23 protein-coding genes, 1 pseudogene and 1 riboswitch are annotated in these 16,456 nt (G+C 70.9%); of the genes and pseudogenes, 6 read left to right on the top strand and 18 right to left on the bottom strand.

Going from position 1 to position 16,456, the window contains the following annotated elements; all coding sequences use genetic code 11:
* Nucleotides 1-54: 54 nt before the first annotated feature.
* The 9 genes from E9529_RS17595 to E9529_RS17555 all read right to left on the bottom strand — a co-directional run bounded on the left by E9529_RS17595 (nucleotide 55) and on the right by E9529_RS17555 (nucleotide 5,907).
* Nucleotides 55-225 (bottom strand): hypothetical protein, encoded by a 171-nt coding sequence (locus tag E9529_RS17595; protein WP_166532732.1) that lies wholly within the window; start codon nucleotides 223-225, stop codon nucleotides 55-57.
* Between the two features lie 53 nt (nucleotides 226-278).
* Nucleotides 279-545, bottom strand: a complete 267-nt coding sequence (locus E9529_RS17590) for a heavy-metal-associated domain-containing protein (RefSeq protein WP_304505669.1) — start codon at nucleotides 543-545, stop codon at nucleotides 279-281.
* A gap of 69 nt (nucleotides 546-614) precedes the next feature.
* Nucleotides 615-920 (bottom strand): metal-sensitive transcriptional regulator, encoded by a 306-nt coding sequence (locus E9529_RS17585; protein WP_236832564.1) that lies wholly within the window; start codon nucleotides 918-920, stop codon nucleotides 615-617.
* A gap of 172 nt (nucleotides 921-1,092) precedes the next feature.
* On the bottom strand, nucleotides 1,093-1,986 hold the full coding sequence (locus tag E9529_RS17580) for a F510_1955 family glycosylhydrolase (protein ID WP_236832563.1): 894 nt from the start codon (nucleotides 1,984-1,986) through the stop codon (nucleotides 1,093-1,095).
* Entirely contained in the window at nucleotides 1,983-2,843 is an 861-nt protein-coding gene (locus tag E9529_RS17575) for a cytochrome c biogenesis CcdA family protein (protein WP_236832562.1), read from the bottom strand. Before E9529_RS17575 ends, E9529_RS17580 begins: the two co-directional genes overlap by 4 nt.
* Nucleotides 2,840-3,400, bottom strand: coding sequence for a TlpA disulfide reductase family protein (locus E9529_RS17570; protein WP_236832561.1), 561 nt, complete (start codon nucleotides 3,398-3,400; stop codon nucleotides 2,840-2,842). Before E9529_RS17570 ends, E9529_RS17575 begins: the two co-directional genes overlap by 4 nt.
* Before the next feature lie 180 nt (nucleotides 3,401-3,580).
* Nucleotides 3,581-4,216 (bottom strand): DUF305 domain-containing protein, encoded by a 636-nt coding sequence (locus tag E9529_RS17565; protein WP_236832560.1) that lies wholly within the window; start codon nucleotides 4,214-4,216, stop codon nucleotides 3,581-3,583.
* Between the two features lie 81 nt (nucleotides 4,217-4,297).
* Nucleotides 4,298-4,726 carry a hypothetical protein gene (locus tag E9529_RS17560; protein WP_236832559.1) on the bottom strand — a complete coding sequence of 143 codons (429 nt, stop codon included), beginning with the start codon at nucleotides 4,724-4,726 and terminating at the stop codon, nucleotides 4,298-4,300.
* 131 nt (nucleotides 4,727-4,857) lie between these two features.
* Nucleotides 4,858-5,907, bottom strand: a complete 1,050-nt coding sequence (locus tag E9529_RS17555; protein ID WP_236832558.1) for a C40 family peptidase — start codon at nucleotides 5,905-5,907, stop codon at nucleotides 4,858-4,860.
* A 12-nt stretch (nucleotides 5,908-5,919) separates the two neighbouring features.
* A riboswitch (cyclic di-AMP (ydaO/yuaA leader) is annotated at nucleotides 5,920-6,076 on the bottom strand.
* Nucleotides 6,077-6,357: 281 nt separating this feature from the next.
* Between E9529_RS17555 and E9529_RS17550 the strand changes: the two genes are divergently transcribed.
* The gene (locus tag E9529_RS17550; protein ID WP_236832557.1) at nucleotides 6,358-6,720 is read left to right on the top strand and encodes a BlaI/MecI/CopY family transcriptional regulator; all 363 of its coding nucleotides are present in this window, start codon (nucleotides 6,358-6,360) and stop codon (nucleotides 6,718-6,720) included.
* Complete coding sequence (locus E9529_RS22800; RefSeq protein WP_236832556.1) at nucleotides 6,717-7,652, top strand: M56 family metallopeptidase; 936 nt, start codon at nucleotides 6,717-6,719, stop codon at nucleotides 7,650-7,652. The genes E9529_RS17550 and E9529_RS22800 overlap by 4 nt, the downstream gene beginning before the upstream one ends.
* Before the next feature lie 192 nt (nucleotides 7,653-7,844).
* Here the strand turns inward: E9529_RS22800 and E9529_RS17540 are convergent, their stop codons facing one another.
* The 4 genes from E9529_RS17540 to E9529_RS17525 all read right to left on the bottom strand — a co-directional run bounded on the left by E9529_RS17540 (nucleotide 7,845) and on the right by E9529_RS17525 (nucleotide 9,276).
* Nucleotides 7,845-8,027, bottom strand: coding sequence for a hypothetical protein (locus E9529_RS17540; RefSeq protein WP_236832555.1), 183 nt, complete (start codon nucleotides 8,025-8,027; stop codon nucleotides 7,845-7,847).
* A 246-nt stretch (nucleotides 8,028-8,273) separates the two neighbouring features.
* Nucleotides 8,274-8,573 (bottom strand): thioredoxin family protein, encoded by a 300-nt coding sequence (locus E9529_RS17535; protein WP_236832554.1) that lies wholly within the window; start codon nucleotides 8,571-8,573, stop codon nucleotides 8,274-8,276.
* Nucleotides 8,574-8,587: 14 nt separating this feature from the next.
* On the bottom strand, nucleotides 8,588-8,752 hold the full coding sequence (locus tag E9529_RS17530; protein ID WP_236832553.1) for a hypothetical protein: 165 nt from the start codon (nucleotides 8,750-8,752) through the stop codon (nucleotides 8,588-8,590).
* Nucleotides 8,753-8,919: 167 nt separating this feature from the next.
* Nucleotides 8,920-9,276, bottom strand: coding sequence for a metalloregulator ArsR/SmtB family transcription factor (locus tag E9529_RS17525; protein ID WP_236832552.1), 357 nt, complete (start codon nucleotides 9,274-9,276; stop codon nucleotides 8,920-8,922).
* A gap of 169 nt (nucleotides 9,277-9,445) precedes the next feature.
* Here E9529_RS17525 and E9529_RS17520 point away from each other — a divergent pair, with 169 nt between their 5' ends.
* The 3 genes from E9529_RS17520 (at nucleotide 9,446) to E9529_RS17510 (ending at nucleotide 12,594) form a co-directional block, all read left to right on the top strand.
* Nucleotides 9,446-9,643 (top strand): hypothetical protein, encoded by a 198-nt coding sequence (locus E9529_RS17520; RefSeq protein ID WP_236832551.1) that lies wholly within the window; start codon nucleotides 9,446-9,448, stop codon nucleotides 9,641-9,643.
* 28 nt (nucleotides 9,644-9,671) lie between these two features.
* Nucleotides 9,672-11,198, top strand: coding sequence for an NAD(P)-binding domain-containing protein (locus tag E9529_RS17515; RefSeq protein ID WP_236832550.1), 1,527 nt, complete (start codon nucleotides 9,672-9,674; stop codon nucleotides 11,196-11,198).
* Between the two features lie 76 nt (nucleotides 11,199-11,274).
* On the top strand, nucleotides 11,275-12,594 hold the full coding sequence (locus E9529_RS17510) for an MFS transporter (protein WP_236832549.1): 1,320 nt from the start codon (nucleotides 11,275-11,277) through the stop codon (nucleotides 12,592-12,594).
* Here E9529_RS17510 and E9529_RS17505 read toward each other — a convergent pair.
* The 4 genes and pseudogenes from E9529_RS17505 to arsB all read right to left on the bottom strand — a co-directional run bounded on the left by E9529_RS17505 (nucleotide 12,559) and on the right by arsB (nucleotide 14,967).
* Nucleotides 12,559-12,711, bottom strand: a complete 153-nt coding sequence (locus E9529_RS17505; protein WP_236832578.1) for a hypothetical protein — start codon at nucleotides 12,709-12,711, stop codon at nucleotides 12,559-12,561. The two genes, E9529_RS17510 and E9529_RS17505, sit on opposite strands and share 36 nt — an antisense overlap.
* A 94-nt stretch (nucleotides 12,712-12,805) precedes the next feature.
* Nucleotides 12,806-13,207: pseudogene (locus E9529_RS17500) on the bottom strand (arsenate reductase ArsC); the annotation flags it as partial.
* Nucleotides 13,208-13,222: 15 nt separating this feature from the next.
* Complete coding sequence (locus E9529_RS17495; RefSeq protein ID WP_236832548.1) at nucleotides 13,223-13,879, bottom strand: arsenate reductase ArsC; 657 nt, start codon at nucleotides 13,877-13,879, stop codon at nucleotides 13,223-13,225.
* Complete coding sequence (arsB, locus tag E9529_RS17490) at nucleotides 13,876-14,967, bottom strand: ACR3 family arsenite efflux transporter (RefSeq protein WP_374201369.1); 1,092 nt, start codon at nucleotides 14,965-14,967, stop codon at nucleotides 13,876-13,878. Before arsB ends, E9529_RS17495 begins: the two co-directional genes overlap by 4 nt.
* Before the next feature lie 166 nt (nucleotides 14,968-15,133).
* Between arsB and E9529_RS17485 the strand changes: the two genes are divergently transcribed.
* Nucleotides 15,134-15,547, top strand: coding sequence for a metalloregulator ArsR/SmtB family transcription factor (locus E9529_RS17485; RefSeq protein ID WP_236832547.1), 414 nt, complete (start codon nucleotides 15,134-15,136; stop codon nucleotides 15,545-15,547).
* 302 nt (nucleotides 15,548-15,849) lie between these two features.
* Here E9529_RS17485 and E9529_RS17480 read toward each other — a convergent pair whose 3' ends face one another.
* Nucleotides 15,850-16,257, bottom strand: a complete 408-nt coding sequence (locus tag E9529_RS17480; RefSeq protein ID WP_236832546.1) for a hypothetical protein — start codon at nucleotides 16,255-16,257, stop codon at nucleotides 15,850-15,852.
* Nucleotides 16,258-16,456 lie beyond the last annotated feature (199 nt).

Here is a 16,456-nt window from a genome sequence, read left to right as displayed (position 1 = left end):
GGCGCCTCCCGAAGGGGCACCGCCCCGGCCGTGCCGGCACAAGGCCGGTTTCGGTCAGCTGCCTGCGGTGCCGCCGCCCGCGTGGCGGACGTCGGTATGTGCCGGTGACGGGGGCTGGTCACCAGCCGGACCGACGGGCCCGACGACGCCGCCGAGGCCGGTGGCCGCAGCGAAGACGATGAGGAAACCCGCCAGGTAGGCGTCGACCTTGGCCGGAGTGCTCACATGAAGCTCCCTCCCCTAGCGGTACCCCGCGACCGGCTTCCGGGCGCAGACTTTCAGCTGCAGCCGCAGCCACACCCGGACGTCTGGCCACCAGCCCCTGCGAGCAGGTTGGCGGGCTCGGCCACCTGATAGCCCGCCTCTTCAACGGCGGCGCGCACAGCACCGTCGTCCACATCGGCCACCGTGCTGACGGTGAGTCCACCGGTGGCGAGGTCGACGTTGACGTCGGTGACGCCGGGAACCTGGCTGACCTCTTCGGTCACGGAGTTGACGCAGTGGCCGCAGGTCATGCCGGCGACCTTGTACGTGGCGGTGCTCATCTCGGATGGTCCTTTCGATTCCTTGTGGGGGCGTGCATTGCCGTGGGTGCTGGTTCGGGTGGTTCCGTCTCAGGAGCGGACCAGGCGGGCGATGGCCTCGGTCGCCTCGCGGATCTTCACGTCGGCTTCGGCGCCGCCGACTGCGGCCGCCCGCACAACGCAATGACTCATGTGCTCCTCGAGCAGTCCGAGCGCGACTGATTGGAGAGCCTTCGTGGTCGCCGACACCTGCGTGAGGATGTCGACGCAGTACTGCTCCTCCTCGACCATGCGCTGGAGGCCTCGGACCTGCCCTTCGATCCGGCGAAGGCGCTTGAGGTAGTCGTCCCTGCGCTGGATGTAGCCGTGAGCACTGCCCGCCTCTACGTGGTCCATGTCATCCTCCTGCGCCGGTTCAAATACCCCCCACCAGTATCGACAGGCGAACGTTATACCCCCCGGGGGTTAGAGCGCAAGACACTCTCAGCGCTCCTCGAGGAGGACCCGGGCGGCACGGTCCCGGAGGGCCTGCGGGGGCCCTACAAGGCGCCGGGCGCCCCGCCGTGCCTCAGTCCTGCAGGACGACATCGAAAGTCAGTCCGCCATCGTCCGACTCCACCAGCGCCGTAGTCGTGACGACGGCGATCCGCAGCGAGCCCTCCGCCGAGGAGCTTGCCGCCACTGACTGCGGCGGTGATCCCAGCCGGGGTCCCGGCTGCCAGGTCATGGCTCCGTCCGCGCTCGTCCACACCGAACCGGACGGGTCCACCCCCGCGACGTTCATGCCGTCGTCAGCCCAGTCGACCACCTGGAGGAGCGGCGTACCGTCGTTCCGGACCCACGAGCCCCCGCCGTCGAGGGAGCTGAGGAGACCTTGTTCGGTGGTAGCGAGGACCGTCCGCCCGTCGGGTGCCGCGGCAAGGGACGCCGGAGCGGCCGGTATCAGTAGCTGCTCCCATTCATCTCCGTCGGCGCTACGCAGGAGTGAGCCCTCGTAACCGAGGACCCCCGCGTCGCTGACCGTCAGCGCATGAAAGTCGGACTCGCCCTGCCGGGATCGCGGTTCCCACGTCCGGCCGCCATCCGTCGACTCGATCAGCCCGACCGGCTCTGGTAGGTCGACACCCGGCCCGGGATGCCCGGAGGCCAGGAAGTGCCCCGGTCCGCGGACGGCGAAGCCCATCAAGTCGATGACCGGACCTCTGCGGGTCGACTCGCCGTCATCACCCACTTCGAAGAGCCCGTCGTGCGTGGCCAGGAGCAGTCGCCCGTCGGCTGGGTCGATCGCGACACCGTGGATGTGGCTCGACGGCAGCATTCCGGCCGTTGCCTCAGCCGCCTCGGGTTCCGACTGCGCGGACGAGGAGGTGCAACCAGCGACGAGCAGCGCGGAGGCGACCGCTGCTGCCGTGACGACCAAGGGACGCCGCACCAGCCCCGTCAATGAGTACTTGTCGGTCACAGAAATGACTCTCCCCATCCCGTGGCCGCGAGCCATGCCCGAAGCCAGAACATCAATCGATCCCAGTAACCCGTGAGCAGCAGAATGCCGAGCACGATCAACAGGCCGCCGCCGATCCGTGTCACGGTGCGGGCATGTCGGCGCGCCCAGGTCGATACGCCCACGACGCGGCGGGCACCGAGCGCCATCGCCACGAAAGGGATTCCCAGGCCGAGGCAGTAGGCCAACCCGAGCACTGCGCCGCGAAGCGCGGAGGCCTCCGTGTAGGCGAGGGTGTTGACCGCGGCGAGCGTGGGTCCCAGGCACGGCGTCCACCCCAGCCCGAAGACGACTCCGAGCACCGGCGCGCCGGCCAGGCCGCCGGACGGCCGGTGGTGCAGACGGCGTTCCCGCTGCAACCAGGGAAGGGCGCCGAGGAATGCCAACCCCATGCCGATGGTCACGACACCGGCCACCCGGGTCAGCACCGGCGCCCACTCCAGCAGGAGCCGACCCAGGCCACCGAACAGGGCGCCGAAAGAGATGAACACTGCGCTGAAGCCGGCGACGAAGAGCAGGGATCCGATCAGCATCCTTCGTCTGCCGGGGCTGCGAACCGCCGTCCTGACGGCGCCCGTACCGGCCTCGGCGGCTGCGGCCCCCGTCCCGGGAGCGGGTCCGGCTCTCTGTCCCCCCGGTTCTTCCGCTTCGACGGCCGTTCCGGCAAGCCCCGCGATGTAGCCGACGTATCCCGGGACCAGGGGCAGACAGCAGGGTGAGGCGAAGCTGATCAGTCCGACCAGCGCCGCGACGGCGAAAGCCACCAGCAACGACCCATCGGTGACGATGCCGGCGAACATGCTTCCGAGGTCGGTCATCCTCCGGTCTCCTGCAGGAGGCTTGACAGCACCGACTGAAGGTCATCTCGTGTCACGGCCCCGGTATAGACACCAGCCACTCGTCCTTCCGTGTCGAGCACGATGGTCGACGGGACGACGTTGGCCGGGAAGCCACGGAAGGCCATCGCGACCTCGCCCCGCGGGTCGAACATCGACGAATACTCCGCGCCCACCTTGGTCATGAAGGCGCTGGCCATCTGCCGGTCGTCTTTCACGTCTACGCCGAGGAACTGCACGCCTTCGTCACGGAGCTCGGCGTAGACGTCCTGGAATTCGGGAGTCTCGACGCGGCAGGGCGCGCACCACGATCCCCAGAAGTTGATCACGGCGATATCCCCAGCCAGGTCGGCCGAGTCGAACGGGGTGCCATCGAGAAGTTCGCCACTGAAGGATGGCGCGACCGCGCGACTGGTGGTTTCGATCGCCTGGCCAGCAGGGGTAGCGCCGTTGAACTCGTAGCGAGTCCCGGGCGTCGTCTGGTCGACGTCGCTGGACGAGCAACCGGTGAGGGTGACGAACAGGGCCGAGACGACCACGAGTGCGAGACGGCGAGACGCACGAACAGATCCAACTGGGCGACGCATGCCAGCGTGCATGAGTAGTCCTTCGAGACGGAGAGGCTGACGTTGAGGGCGCGTTCGGCCCTTCGGCCGAAGCGCGAAGCTGTCGACGAGTGGCGCTGTCCCGCATCCGGAACAGCGCCACCCGTCGCGGTGTCAGCCGCCCAGCTCAGTCAGCAGCGTCTGCATCTCCTCGATCTCAGCGGTCTGAGACTCGACGATCTCCCGTGCCATATCGACGGCGTCCGGATTGGAACCGTCGGCGATCTCGGTCTCGGCCATGTCCACGGCGCCCTGGTGGTGCGGAATCATCATCTCGAGGAACATGCGATCGAACTCAGCGCCGGAGGTGGAATCCAGCGCCGTCATGTCCTCCTCGGTCATGCCTTCCATGTCCATGCCGCCGGAGCCGTGGTCCATGCCGCCCATGTCGTCCTCGGGCAGTGGCTCGCCCCACGCTTCGAGCCAGCCGGTCATCGTCTCGATCTCCGGCCCCTGCGCGGCCTCGATGCGATTGGCCAGGTCGATCACCCTCGGGTCGGAGGCCCGCCCATCGGCGAGCTGAGCCATGCGGAGGGCCCCCTCGTGGTGCGGGAGCATGCCCTGGACGAAGGCCACGTCGGCGTCGTTGTGGGCGGTGGCGTCGTCGGCCGAGGTATCGGCGGCGGCGCTGCTCTCGGAGCTGCTCCCGGTGCTGGAGCCTTCGCCGTCGTTGGAGCAGCCCGCCAGCACGATGGCGCCTGCCATGAGGCCGCCGGCAAGGCGGACAAGTCGAGCGGTGGTGCGCGTCATTGCAAGTCTCCTGGGTTGGTGTCATAGGCGTGCAGCACGGACCCGACCGAGCACATGGGCTGGCGGGTCGGGGCACTCGGCCTAGATCCGGAGGAGACAGAGAGCGGAGAGATCCGGTGGCCGCGGGAGCCTGGACCACCAGGTGTGCCACAGCGCAGAAGGCGCCCTGGCGCGGACGATGGACACTGGCGCTCGTCGGACCAGCGCAGCCACGCCCAGCAGGACCACGCCGGTCAGCAGCACCGCGAGACAGACCGCCCCGAAGGCGGCACCGGGCATCGGCGGATTTTCGTGCGGCAGACCGGACATGGCGGCGACGGAGGCCCCGCCCGGGACGACGCCGGACAACTGATGCCCCACGACCGTGGACGCCGGCCAGAGCGGCTCTGCCAACGCGGCGCCGTGGACCACGGTCATCGCGGATGCCGCCGTCCCGTGGCCGGCGTCCATGTCGGCCGCCATGCACTGAACACCGTGCATGGAGAAGACAGCAGCGAGCAGCAGCAGCACCCACATACGTCGCGTCGACATGCCACCCCCCAACGACTGACCCAGACTACTAGGCCGCGTAGTACTTCCTGTCGTCAGGAGGCGGGCCGCCGAGGCGGTCCGCCTCCCGGCGACTGTTCGCGGCCCAGCCCTCAGACGATGCGCCGCGCCCCCGCGTAACCCGACATATCGACGGAGCCAACCTTGACGGGTTCACCGAACGTAGATGCGTGGACCATCTGTCCACCGCCGATGTAGATGCCGATGTGGCTCACCGGGCTGTAGAAGTAGACGAGGTCCCCCGCCTGCAGCTCAGCCCTCGAGACCGCCTGACCCATGGTGGCCTGCATCCTGCTGGAGTGCGGCAGCGAGATCCCGGCTGCGGCGAAGGCGTATTGGGTCAGCCCGGAGCAGTCGAAGGAGTCGGGTCCCGCCGCGGCCCAGACGTAGGGGTCCCCGAGCTGGGCCATCGCGGTGTCGACGGCAGTCTGCGCCGCAGCGCTGTTGGCCACCACTGCACCGGGCGGCGGCGCCGACAGCGTCCGTCCGCCGTGCGCGGCGTCGGCCTCGTCCTGCTCAGCGGCTGTCAGCGCCGTGTACTGGGCCTGGTATTCGGCGATCTCTGATTGGAGGTCTGCCTGCTGTGCGGTGACCTCGTCAACCTGCCGCTGAGCCTCGGCTGCGGCCCGCAGCGCCGAGAGCTGCGCTTCCTCGGCCGCAGCCTGAGCGCTGGCGACCCGGTCGACCACGTCGTTGTGGTGACCCGCCACTGACTCGAGGAGGGCGACCCGATCGAGAAACTCCTCGGGGGATCCGCTGGTCATGAACGCCCGGAGGGCGCCGAATCCGTCTCCGGTGTACGCGGTCTGTGCGACGCCTGCCAGTTGGTCGCTGAGCACGACCAGTTCCGCCTCGGCCGCGGCGACTTCGTCCTCGGCCGCTTCCGCGGCGGCTTGCTGGGACTCGAGGTGCTCCCGCGCCTCGTTGAACTCCTCGGTGAGGACTTCCAGCTGATGGCCGCGGTCGGCAACGAGAGAAGCTGCGTCCTCGGCTGTGGCGGGGTCACCCGGGGCCGCTGCGGCGGCAGGCGCGGAAGCGAGATCGATTCCGACGACGGCGATGACAGCAAGCAGCAGGCTGCGCTTTCGCCAGTGTCGGGTGGATCGGCAGGAAGGCGTGCAGGGGCGGTGGGCAGTCGCCACGAGGGCGGCTCTCCTGTCTTCCAGTGCCGCCTACCGAGTTAGCTGACGGATTCGGGCTGGAAGACGCCCTACCTGCGGCCGGCAGTTCGGCGCGCAGGATTCACCCCAGTACTGCGGTGGGTCCCCGGTCCCGGACGGTCGCCCGTCCTGGGTTCGGCGGCGCCCGGACGGGCCTCCGTGTGCGGAGGACGACTGCCGAACCGGGCCTGGCCAACATTGGTCCGTGACCGTTCCGTGACAACTATGCGGGGCAAATAGTTGCTGCTCAGTCGGTCCGAGTGCCCCGACCTATGCGTCCCGCCGAGGCCATCTTGGGAAGAGGTCCTCTCCCGCTGACTGCCAGTAGGGTGCGGCGACTGATGAACCGCCGGGCGCACAAGTCCGATCCGGGCACGACTCCACCGCTCCATCGCATGGAGAGCGTGCTCGGGCGCTAACGAAGGAGCACCGGTGCCACCGCTGGGCAAACTGGAGGCGGCCGTCATGGGCGTCCTGTGGTCGGCCGACGGCGCACTGACCGTGCGGGAGGTTCTCGAACGGCTGCCCGTGACGCGGAACCTGGCCTACACGACGGTCATGACGGTGTTGAGCACGCTGCACCGCAAGGGGATGGTGGATCGCGAAGCGGTCGGCCGCGCGTACAGCTACCTCCCGGCACGAAGCCGGGAAGCAGCGGCTGCGGCGTCACTGCGAGAGATCCTCCAGGCGTCGGAGGATCCCCGGTCGGTCCTGCTGCACTTCGCCGAAACCGCGACCGACGAGGAATCCGAAGTCCTGCGTGACGGCCTCTCCAAGCGGAGCTCCGAACTGTGACGGCGCTCGTTGCTCTCGTCGCCGGCACTCTGCTGTTCGGCTGGCACGGCCACCGCGTGCTGACGTGGCTCGCGGATCGGCGCGTGGATCCAACGATCCTGCTCACCGGCTGGGTTCTGTCGACGCTGGGCTTCGTCGCCTCGCTGTTCGTCATGCTCAGCCTGGTGGCCCTGCCCGTCGACGAGCATCATGCCGGCGCCTTCGGCCTGGCCGGAAATTGCTGGATGGCCCTCTCCTCCGGAGTCCTGCCAGGGACCGCGGAGGCTGTCGCCGCCGCGGGCGTGGTGGCTGCCACGTTCGTCGTCGCCAGAGTCGGCCTCGTAGTCCACGGAAGACTTCAGCGTCGGCGGCGCAACGCCCCGCACATGCAGCAGCTGCGCCTGCTGGCCGCCGGCTGCCGGACGCAGGACCCACTCTGGATCGAGGACGAGCGCCCCCTGGCACTCTCCATCGGCGGACGCTCCGGTCTGATCGTCATGAGCCGGGGATTGCGGGATCAACTGACGCCCGCGGCCGTGCACGCCACGCTCGAGCACGAGCGCGCCCACCTCAGGGGCCGACACCACCTCATCCTGGCCATCGTCGAGACGCTCGCCCTGGCTCTGCCGTGGTGCCCTCTGCTGCGTGCAGCGCCCGAAGCGGCGCGGGACATCGTCGAATTGGCCGCGGACAGCCGGGCCGCCCGCCGCTGCGGGCCGTCCGCGGTCCGCGAGGCCTTGTCTCGCGTGACTGGTCAGCCGCTGCCCGTCGGAGCTCTCGCCATGGCCGGGCGCCTGACTGCGGCGCGACTCCAGCGGCTCTCCACAGGCAGCATCGGGGGAAGCGGGCTCTGCCGTCTGGCGGGCTGCTCCGCGGTAGCGGCCGGCGCTCTCGTGTTGCCCACCGCCACCGCAGCACTGGCCGTGAGCGCCGTGCAGTGTGCCTTCGCCTGATCTCGCGAAAGGCTTCGCGGCAGCGGGCGGGGCCGGTCGGCCGCCTTCGTCAGCCACCGAATCTCGGCGGTGTCCAGCATCAGTTGGCGGCCGATCGCGGCCGGCGTGGCCTCGGCGCCTGGTCAACATGGCGCAGCAGATCGGCGCCGCAGGGGCTGGCCGTGCTGACGTCCGACGACGAGCTGATCGACCTCACCGAGCACGGTCCTCGGCGACCCGGGGGACGGCGGTCAGGGTCAGGGGCACGAACGCCAGCCCGAGACCGAAGGAGGTGAGGAAGAGCGCCGGCATGACGTGGACGGCGTAGGAGGAGTCCACGGTCATTGTGGACAGCCAGAACATGCCGACCGCGTGGAGGTTGCCCCCGTTGATCATCCCGGCGACGGCGCGTGCGACCAGCCGCTTGTTGTCCTCGACACTCTTAGCACCTAACGGTCCGCCGTCAGGTCATGCGCTCGCGACGGCGGCCAATCCGTGCGGCCATCCAGAGCGCGCACCGCCAGCAGACGTACACGCCGGGGGTGTCGCCGAGTTCGTGGACGCCGGTGCGGGGCCGGTCCCGCCCACAGCAGCCGCACGTCACTTCAGCACCGCCCGATGCGAGCCTGCGGCCCGGGAGCTTCACGACAGCACCCTGAATAGCTGCTCGACTGTGGGCGCACCGGCCAGCCCCGCCTCGGTGCGGAACACTCTGCAAGACAGCCCCACCGGTGCGTCCGGGTCTGCGAACGGGTCCCGTCCGTCAACCAGCACCGTCGGCGATCCACGGAATCCAGAAGCCTGTGCCTGCTCCGGTGTGGTGACGCGGCGGTGCTCCACCCGCACGTCGTCGCGGCCCGCCTGCGTCAGCGCGTCTCGTAGCCGCTGGTCGGCCAGTCGCCAGTTCGGGCAGCCATCGAAGTACAGCAGTTCGACTCGCACGAGGATCCTTTCGGTCAGCCGTGCCGGGCAGCGGACGCGAAGTGGGCGCACTCGGCGCAGATTCCGACGCCGCGCGTGGCGGCCAGACGGCGCAGCATCCGGCGGCTGACCACGCCGCCGCAGCATCCGCAGCGACGCAGACCGGGGACGGCGGCGAAGACGGCCGGTAGCGCGAGCACGCCGTCATGGTGTCCGGCCAGGGCGGCGCTGACAACGTCGGACCGCCCCCCGCCTCGTTCGGTTGCCTTGGCTGCGGAAAGTCCGGCGAGCGAGGGCACGTAAGCCGGTACCCCGAGGCCGGACGTGCTCCCGTTTCGTCGGTGTCGCACGTCGACCGAATCCGCCGTCAGCGCTGCGCGAGAGCGCTGCGGAGGTTCTCCAGCGCGGCGGGCACAACGGCGTACCAGACGTTGCGCCCGCGCTTCTCGCTGACCACGATCCCGGCCTCGCGCAGCTTGCCGAGGTGGGAGCTGACCGTGCCCTGCGTACGACCGGCGGGCTCGACCAGGTCGCAGGCGCACACTGCGCCTCCCTCCGCGGTCGCCAGCAGCGACACCAGCCGCAGTCGCACCGGATCAGCCAGCGCCGCGAACTGCCGGGCGAGCGTCTCGGCGTCCGGCTCGCTGAGCACCGTCGAGGCTAGCGGCGGGCAGCAGGTAACCACCTCGGGCTGGTCGAGCACCGGCAGCTCCCGCACGGTCATCGGTGCCCTCCTCAGACTCTGGCGCATCGCCGCCGCCACACATTGACAGCCGTCGATACGTCCGGCACTGTGCGTCGTATTGACGAACGTCAATGTAGCGCTGCACAACGCGTGCGCCAGCAGGTCGCCCTCCCGGCCTCACTGCTGGGAGTGAAAGAGGAGCCCCACCGTGATCGCCCCCGATGCGTTGGAGCTGCTGGCAGACGCCCGCGGCGCCGAACTGCGCCGCGAAGCGAGCGCCGCCCACCGGGCCGCCATCGCGACCTGCTGCCGCCCGAGCAGCTGGGCCCGAGCCACCCGCCGCGCGCTCAACGCCCCCGCCCGGCTCCGCCGCAGCGTCTCCCCTGCCTGCTGCGCGACCGCCTGACCCGACCACTGACCGGAGGTACGTCCCTGTGACCAGCACACCCGCCCCCGCCAGCACCCTTGCTCTGCAGACCGGCCTGCCCGTTGTCGTCATCGGCGCCGGCCCCGTCGGCCTGGCCGCCGCCGCACACCTCACCGACCGGGGCCTGACCCCGCTCGTGCTCGAAGCCGGGGACCACGTCGGTGCCGCGATGCGCGCCTGGGGCCACATCCGCACCTTCACCCCGTGGCAGTACATCGTCGACCCGACGGCGGAGAAGCTGCTCGCCCCGACCGGGTGGACACGCCCGGCCGGAGACGTCCCGCCGGCCGGCGCCGAGGTGGTCGCCGACTACCTCGAGCCGCTGGCCGACGTCCTCGGCGATGCCGTGGTCCGTACCGGTACGCGGGTGGTGGCGGTGACGCGCGACGGGCTGGACAAGTCCCGCACGCTGGGCCGCGAGCAGCGGCCCTTCCTCGTCCGGGTGCAGGACCGCGACGACACGGTCCGCGATGTGCGGGCCGCCGCGGTCATCGACGCCTCGGGCACCTGGGGGCAGCGCAACCCGCTGGGCGCCTCCGGGCTGCCGGCGGTCGGTGAGGCCGAGGCGGAGGCTGCCGGCGTGCTGGTCGGCCCGCTGCCCGACGTGCTGGTCACCGACCGGGACCGCTTCGCCGGTCGTCGCACCCTGGTGGTCGGCATGGGCCACTCGGCGGCCAACACACTGCTGAACCTGGCCCAGCTGGCCCGCGAGGAGCCCGGCACCGAGGTCGTGTGGGCGATCCGCAGCACCGACGCCCGCCGGCTGTTCGGCGGCGGCGAGGCCGACCAGCTGCCCGACCGCGGCAAGCTGGGCACCGACCTGCACTCCCTGGTCCTATCCGGCGCCATCGAGCACCACGCCGGGTTCGCCATCACCGGCCTGGAGCTCACCGGTGACGGCACCGTGACGGTGGTCGGGCAGATCGCCGACGGCGAGCGCCGCATGGCCGGCGTGCACAACGTGGCAGCGGCGACCGGGTTCCGGCCGGACGTGGCGATGCTGAGCGAGGTCCGTCTTGACCTCGACGCCGGTCTCGAGGCGCCTCGACAGCTGGCGCCGCTGGTAGACCCGGCGTTCCACTCCTGCGGCACCGTGCCACCGCACGGCCACCGCGAGCTTGCCCACCCTGGCGAGCCGGGCTTCTACGTGGTCGGCATGAAGTCCTACGGCCGTGCCCCGACGTTCCTGATCACCACCGGCAACGAGCAGGTTCGCTCGATCGCCGCCCACCTGGCCGGTGATGACGCTGCCGCCGATGAGGTGCAGCTCGTGCTGCCCGAGACCGGCGTGTGCTCGGTGACCCTTCCGCTGACCGACGACGACGCCGCCGCGCCCGGCGGCAGCTGCTGCGGCACGGCCCCGGCGGCTGAGGTCCCGGCCGAGGTGGACGCGGCACACGCAGCGTGGGCCAACGGTGAGGCCCGGATCGGGTTCGCCACCGGCGTGGAAGGTGGCCGGGCCGCCGACATCGACGGGGGTCTGCTGCCGCTGACCCAAGTGCGTAGCCAGGTGGGCGGCTCGTGCTGCGGCTGACCCCACGGCGACCGGCCCGCGGCTACCGTCGCGGGCCGCTCGCCGGCTCCACCCGCAGTTCGGGCAGCCTGGCGTGGTGACATCGCGGGAGGGAGTGACGCCCGCCGCCGGCAGCTCCGAGGCGGGCGGCCGCGCGGACAGTCACACCTTCCCGGGCTGGCGCATCGTCGCCGTGCTGGCCGTCGGTCAGATCGTCAGCTGGGGCGTCCTGTACTACGCCTTCCCCGTCGCCCTGGTCACCATCACCGCCGACACCGGCTGGTCGGAGACCGCGACGACCGGTGCGTTCACCGTCGGGCTGATCGCCTCGGCGCTGGCCGGGATTCCGGTTGGGCGGTGGCTGGACCGGTTCGGGCCGCGGCCGGTGATGACGACCGGCTCGGTGCTCGCGGCGGCGGCGACCGTCGCAATAGCGCTGTCGCCGGGCCTGGGGTGGTTCTTCGCGGCGTGGCTGGTCGCCGGCATCGCGATGTCGGCAACCCTGTACCAGCCGGCGTTCGCCGCGCTCACCCGCTGGTACGGCCCGCACCGGGTCCGGGCGCTGACCGCCCTGACGCTGGTCGCCGGACTCGCAAGCACCGTCTTCGCGCCCCTGACCAGTCTGCTGCTGGAACAGCTGAGCTGGCGCGACACCTACCTCGTTCTCGCCGGTGTGCTCGCCGTGGTGACCGTGCCGCTGCACGTGAGCGGCCTGAATCTCCCCTGGCACGGCAATCGCCCCACCGCGCATCCCACGGCCGGCGACGAAACCGGCTGGCCGGCCAGCGATCGTGCTGTGCGCACGGTGCTGACCAGCCGACCGTTCTGGCTGCTGTCGGGTGGGCTGACGCTGACCGCGTTCGGGCTGTACGCCACCAGCGTCACGCTGCTCATCCCGCTGCTGACCGAACGCGGCATGTCCGCTTCGCTCGCCGCGACCACCCTCGGCCTGCTCGGCGCCGGACAACTGCTGGGCCGTCTCGGCTACGCCCCGCTGAGCGCCCGCACTGCGCCGGCGACCCGAGCCGTGGTCATTGTCGCCGCGTCGGCGGCCGCCATCGGCCTACTGGCTGCGGTGCCCGGACCGACCTGGGCGCTGATCGCGGTGGCCGTGCTGGTCGGCGCGGTACGCGGGGCCGGCACGCTGCTGCAGGCCACCGTCGTCGCCGAGGAGTGGGGCCCCGCCCGCTACGCCTCCCTGGCCGGAGCCTTCGCCGCACCGATCACCGCTGCCGCTGCGCTGGCTCCCTTCGGCGGTGCCGCGCTAGCCGACGTCGTCGGGTCCCGCACCGGCGCGCTGACCGCGTTGGCCTGCCTGGTGGCACTGGGCACGGGGCTCGTCGCCGCCGCTCATCGCGACCGCCGGCCCGGTGAGCCCCTCTCAGCCGGCGGGGGCGGCGAGCAGCCGGTCGCGTAGATCGGCGACGCGGGCGGCAATGTCGTCGCGGACCAGCCGCATCCGCTCGACGCCGTCGATGCCCCGGTTCGACGGCTCGTCGATCACCCACGTCTGGAACCGGGTTCCCTGCCGCACCTCGGCGACGGCGGTGACCAGGTCGGGCTCGATGCGGGCCTCGGCGCCGAGGGTGACGATTACGTCGGCGGCGGCGATGAGTCGGCGGTGGCGCCGGCACGCCGAGCTCGGCCAGCAGTCCGCGGATGCGGGTCTCGATGTCGTCGCGGATGGGGCGGACGGCGTCGACTCCCTGCCCGGCCGGGTCCTCCAGCTCCCAGTCCAGGTACCGCTTGCCGGGGAAGATCGGGCAGACGTCGCCGCAGCCCATCGTGATGACCACGTCGGAGGCCTGCACCGCCTCGGTGGTGAGCACCTTGGGCTGCTGAGCGGAGATGTCGATGCCGACCTCGGCCATCGCCTGCACCGCAGCGGGGTTGACCTGGTCGGCGGGCAGCGAGCCGGCCGAGCGGACCTCGACGGCGTCCCCGGCGAGGTGGGTGAGCCAGCCGGCGGCCATCTGGGACCGGCCGGCGTTGTGCACGCACACGAACAGGACGCTGGGCTTCTCGGACACGGGAGGAACCCCTATTCAGCTGAGGGAGGCGGACGGAACGAGCTCGGCCAGCAGGGCACGGACCTGGGTGTCGATGTCGCCGCGGATGGCGCGGACCTCACCGATGCTCAGCCCGGCGGGGTCACGGACGGCCCAGTCCAGGTACCGCTTGCCCGGGTACACCGGGCACGCGTCGCCGCAGCCCATCGTGATGACCACGTCGGCGGCCTGCACGACATCGTCGGTCAGCGGCTTGGGGAACTCCGCGCCGAGGTCGACACCGACCTCGGCCATCGCCTTGGTCACCGCGTCGTCGATCTGGGCAGCAGGCAGGGAGCCGGCCGAGCGGACGTGCACCCGCCCGGCCGCGTGCGCGCTCAGCAGACCGGCGGCCATCTGGGACCGGCCGGGGTTGTGCACGCAGACGAAAAGCACCTCGGGCACGCCGGTGGTGATGGCGCCCTTGGCCTGGGCCAGTGCAGTGAGCCGCTCGGTGGCGAACCGGGAGGTGAGCGCCGGCAGATGCGTGGTGACCTTCGCCGTGCGGCGCAGGGCGGTGTAGGACTCGAACACGTACCGGTCGACGGTCTCCCGGGCGAACACGCCGGTGAAGCGGGCGGCCAGGTCATCGGCCAACCGGTGCAGGGCGGCCTCCGGAGTGAGCAGGCCCGGCAGGGACTTCTCCGTCGTCATCGCGAACTCCGAACAGTGGAGGGAACGGTGGGGTCGCCGGGGAACCAGCGCCGTGCCGCCCACAGCGACACGTAGACCAGAGCGACGAGGACAGGGACCTCGATGAGCGGCCCGACGACCCCGGCCAGCGCCTGCCCGCTGGTGACGCCGAAGGTGCCGATGGCGACGGCGATGGCGAGCTCGAAGTTGTTCCCGGCCGCGGTGAACGCCAGCGTCGCGGTCTTCGCGTAGCCCAGCCGCAGCCGCATGCCGAGCAGGAACGAGCCGCCGAACATGAGCGCGAAGTACGCCAGCAGCGGTAGCGCGATGCGGGCGACGTCCCAGGGGTTGGACGTGATGGCGTCGCCCTGCAGCGCGAAGAGCATGACGATCGTGAACAGCAGCCCGTAGAGCGCCACGGGCCCGATGCGGGGCAGGAACGTGCCCTCGTACCAGTCCCGGCCGCGGCGTCGCTCCCCGATCGTGCGGGTGAGGAAGCCGGCGACCAGCGGGATGCCGAGGAAGACGAGCACCGACACGACGATGGCCCAGAAGCTGAACTCCGCCGACGTCGTCTCCAGGCCCAGCCAGCCGGGCAGCACCTGGAGGTAGAACCACCCCAGCGCGGCGAAGGCGAAGATCTGGAAGACCGAGTTGATGGCGACCAGCACCGCGGCGGCTTCCCGATCACCGCAGGAGAGGTCGTTCCAGATCAGCACCATCGCGATGCAGCGGGCCAGGCCGACGATGATCAGGCCAGTCCGGTACTCCGGCAGGTCGGGCAGCAGCAGCCAGGCCAAAGCGAACATCAGCGCCGGCCCGAGCACCCAGTTGAGCACCAGGCTCGCCCCGAGAAGCTTCCGGTCACCGGTGACGCGGTCGAGCTCGGAGTACCGAACCTTGGCCAGCACCGGGTACATCATCAACAGCAGGCCGATCGCGATCGGCAAACTGACGTTGCCGAGCTCGACCGCCGACAGGGCGTCGTCCACGCCGGGGACCCAGCGGCCCAGGGCGAGGCCGAGCGCCATCGCGGCGACGATCCAGACCGGCAGGAGCCGGTCCAGGGTCGACAGCCGGGCCATCACCGGCGTCTCGAGGTCGGTCATCGGCCGCGGGGTCTCCGCGACGGTGTCACTCATGAACTCGGCGAGCCTCTCTTGTTCGGTGCGGGTCCCGGGCGACGACCGCGCCGTGGGGTAGCAGGCATCGACCACCGTCGATGACTTTGCACGAGGCATCGACAGGCGTCAATCTCCCAGGCACACTGGCCAGGTGAACAGCAGTCGAACTCGGACGGCTCTGACCGTGCTGGACCAGCCGACCGACGCTGCCGCCTGCGCTCCGGCCCCCATGACCGGCGGCCTGGATGCCGACGCGGCCGCAGCTCTCGCCCAGACGCTCAAGGCACTGGCCGACCCCGCTCGACTGCGGCTGCTGTCACTGATCGCCGGCAGCAGCACCGGCGAAGCCTGCGTCTGCGACCTCACCGGGCCCCTCGGCCTGACTCAGCCGACGGTCTCCCACCACTGCAAGGTGCTCGTCGACGCCGGCCTGCTGACCCGGGAGAAGCGCGGCGTGTGGGCCTACTACGCCCTCGTCCCCGGCGCCCTCGACAACCTGGCCGCCGTACTCAGCGCCACCGGCGCCCCGGGGGGTCGGACCCCCGCCGCGGCCGCGCTCGCCTGAGCCACCGGGCCGCCCGGCAAGCCGGTCGAGCGGGACGTCGTGTCGACGAAACGCGCGAAAGGGCTCAACCCCTGACGCAATCTCGCCCGACGCGCATGACAGCGCACCCTGCTGCCGATGAAGCAGACGTGCTTGACCCGAACGCCGACCGGCGCACTTTCGACCCGCCCCGAACGGTGCATGTGCTGCACGATGACGGCCGGTGGTACCCCGCCTCCCAGTTCGAATGGGTTCGCTGGCCAACGGGCGAGTGGCGCGCCGGCATCCGGTACACAACAGCCCCAGGTTCCACCTATCTACGGTCAGTGCCTGAAGGTCGACTCATCGCATGAAGCACTTCTGCCTCCCCCGACCTCCCTCGACCTAGAGCTCGCGGAGGCTCCCGTCGCCGCCGCTCCCGCCTGAGTGGCCGCTGGTCGTTCGGTCATCTTCGTAAGCCGCCGCACCTCGGCGATGTCCAGCTCCAGTAGCGCGGCCGCCCGCTCGGCCGGCACGTCCTCGGCGAGCAGCGTGCGCAGCGTCTCGCCGAGCGCCGCCGTCGCCACCGCCAAGGCCTGCTCCGCCTCGCTTCGCGCCTCCAGGGCCACGAGCGCCTCGGCCGTCGCCTCCTCGACCCGACGGTCGTGTTCATCGCGGGCGGCGTCCAGCGCCCGGCGTCGCTCCCGCGCCTTCGTCAGCGCCGCCGCCTGCCGACTCACCGTTCTGGCCACCGCTTCCTCCGCTCGTCCAGCTGACCGACCACCGGATCGTCACACGCCCTCATGACACGGCTCCCGACCCGAACGTCACCCCCAGCAGCCCGGCACCGAACGGTCAAGCCCGCTGGCGTGGTGTGTGACGGCTACCGCGTGATCTTCATGTCTGGTCAGGCGCTGAGCGCCGGGATCGTCGGCTGGCCGGTCACCTCCT

The sequence above is a fragment of the Blastococcus sp. KM273128 genome, assembly GCF_021698975.1.
In the GTDB taxonomy this organism is placed as follows: Bacteria; Actinomycetota; Actinomycetes; order Mycobacteriales; family Geodermatophilaceae; genus Blastococcus.
The sequence above is the reverse complement of the archived record's forward strand: the minus strand, read 5'-3'. Positions and strand labels throughout refer to the sequence as shown.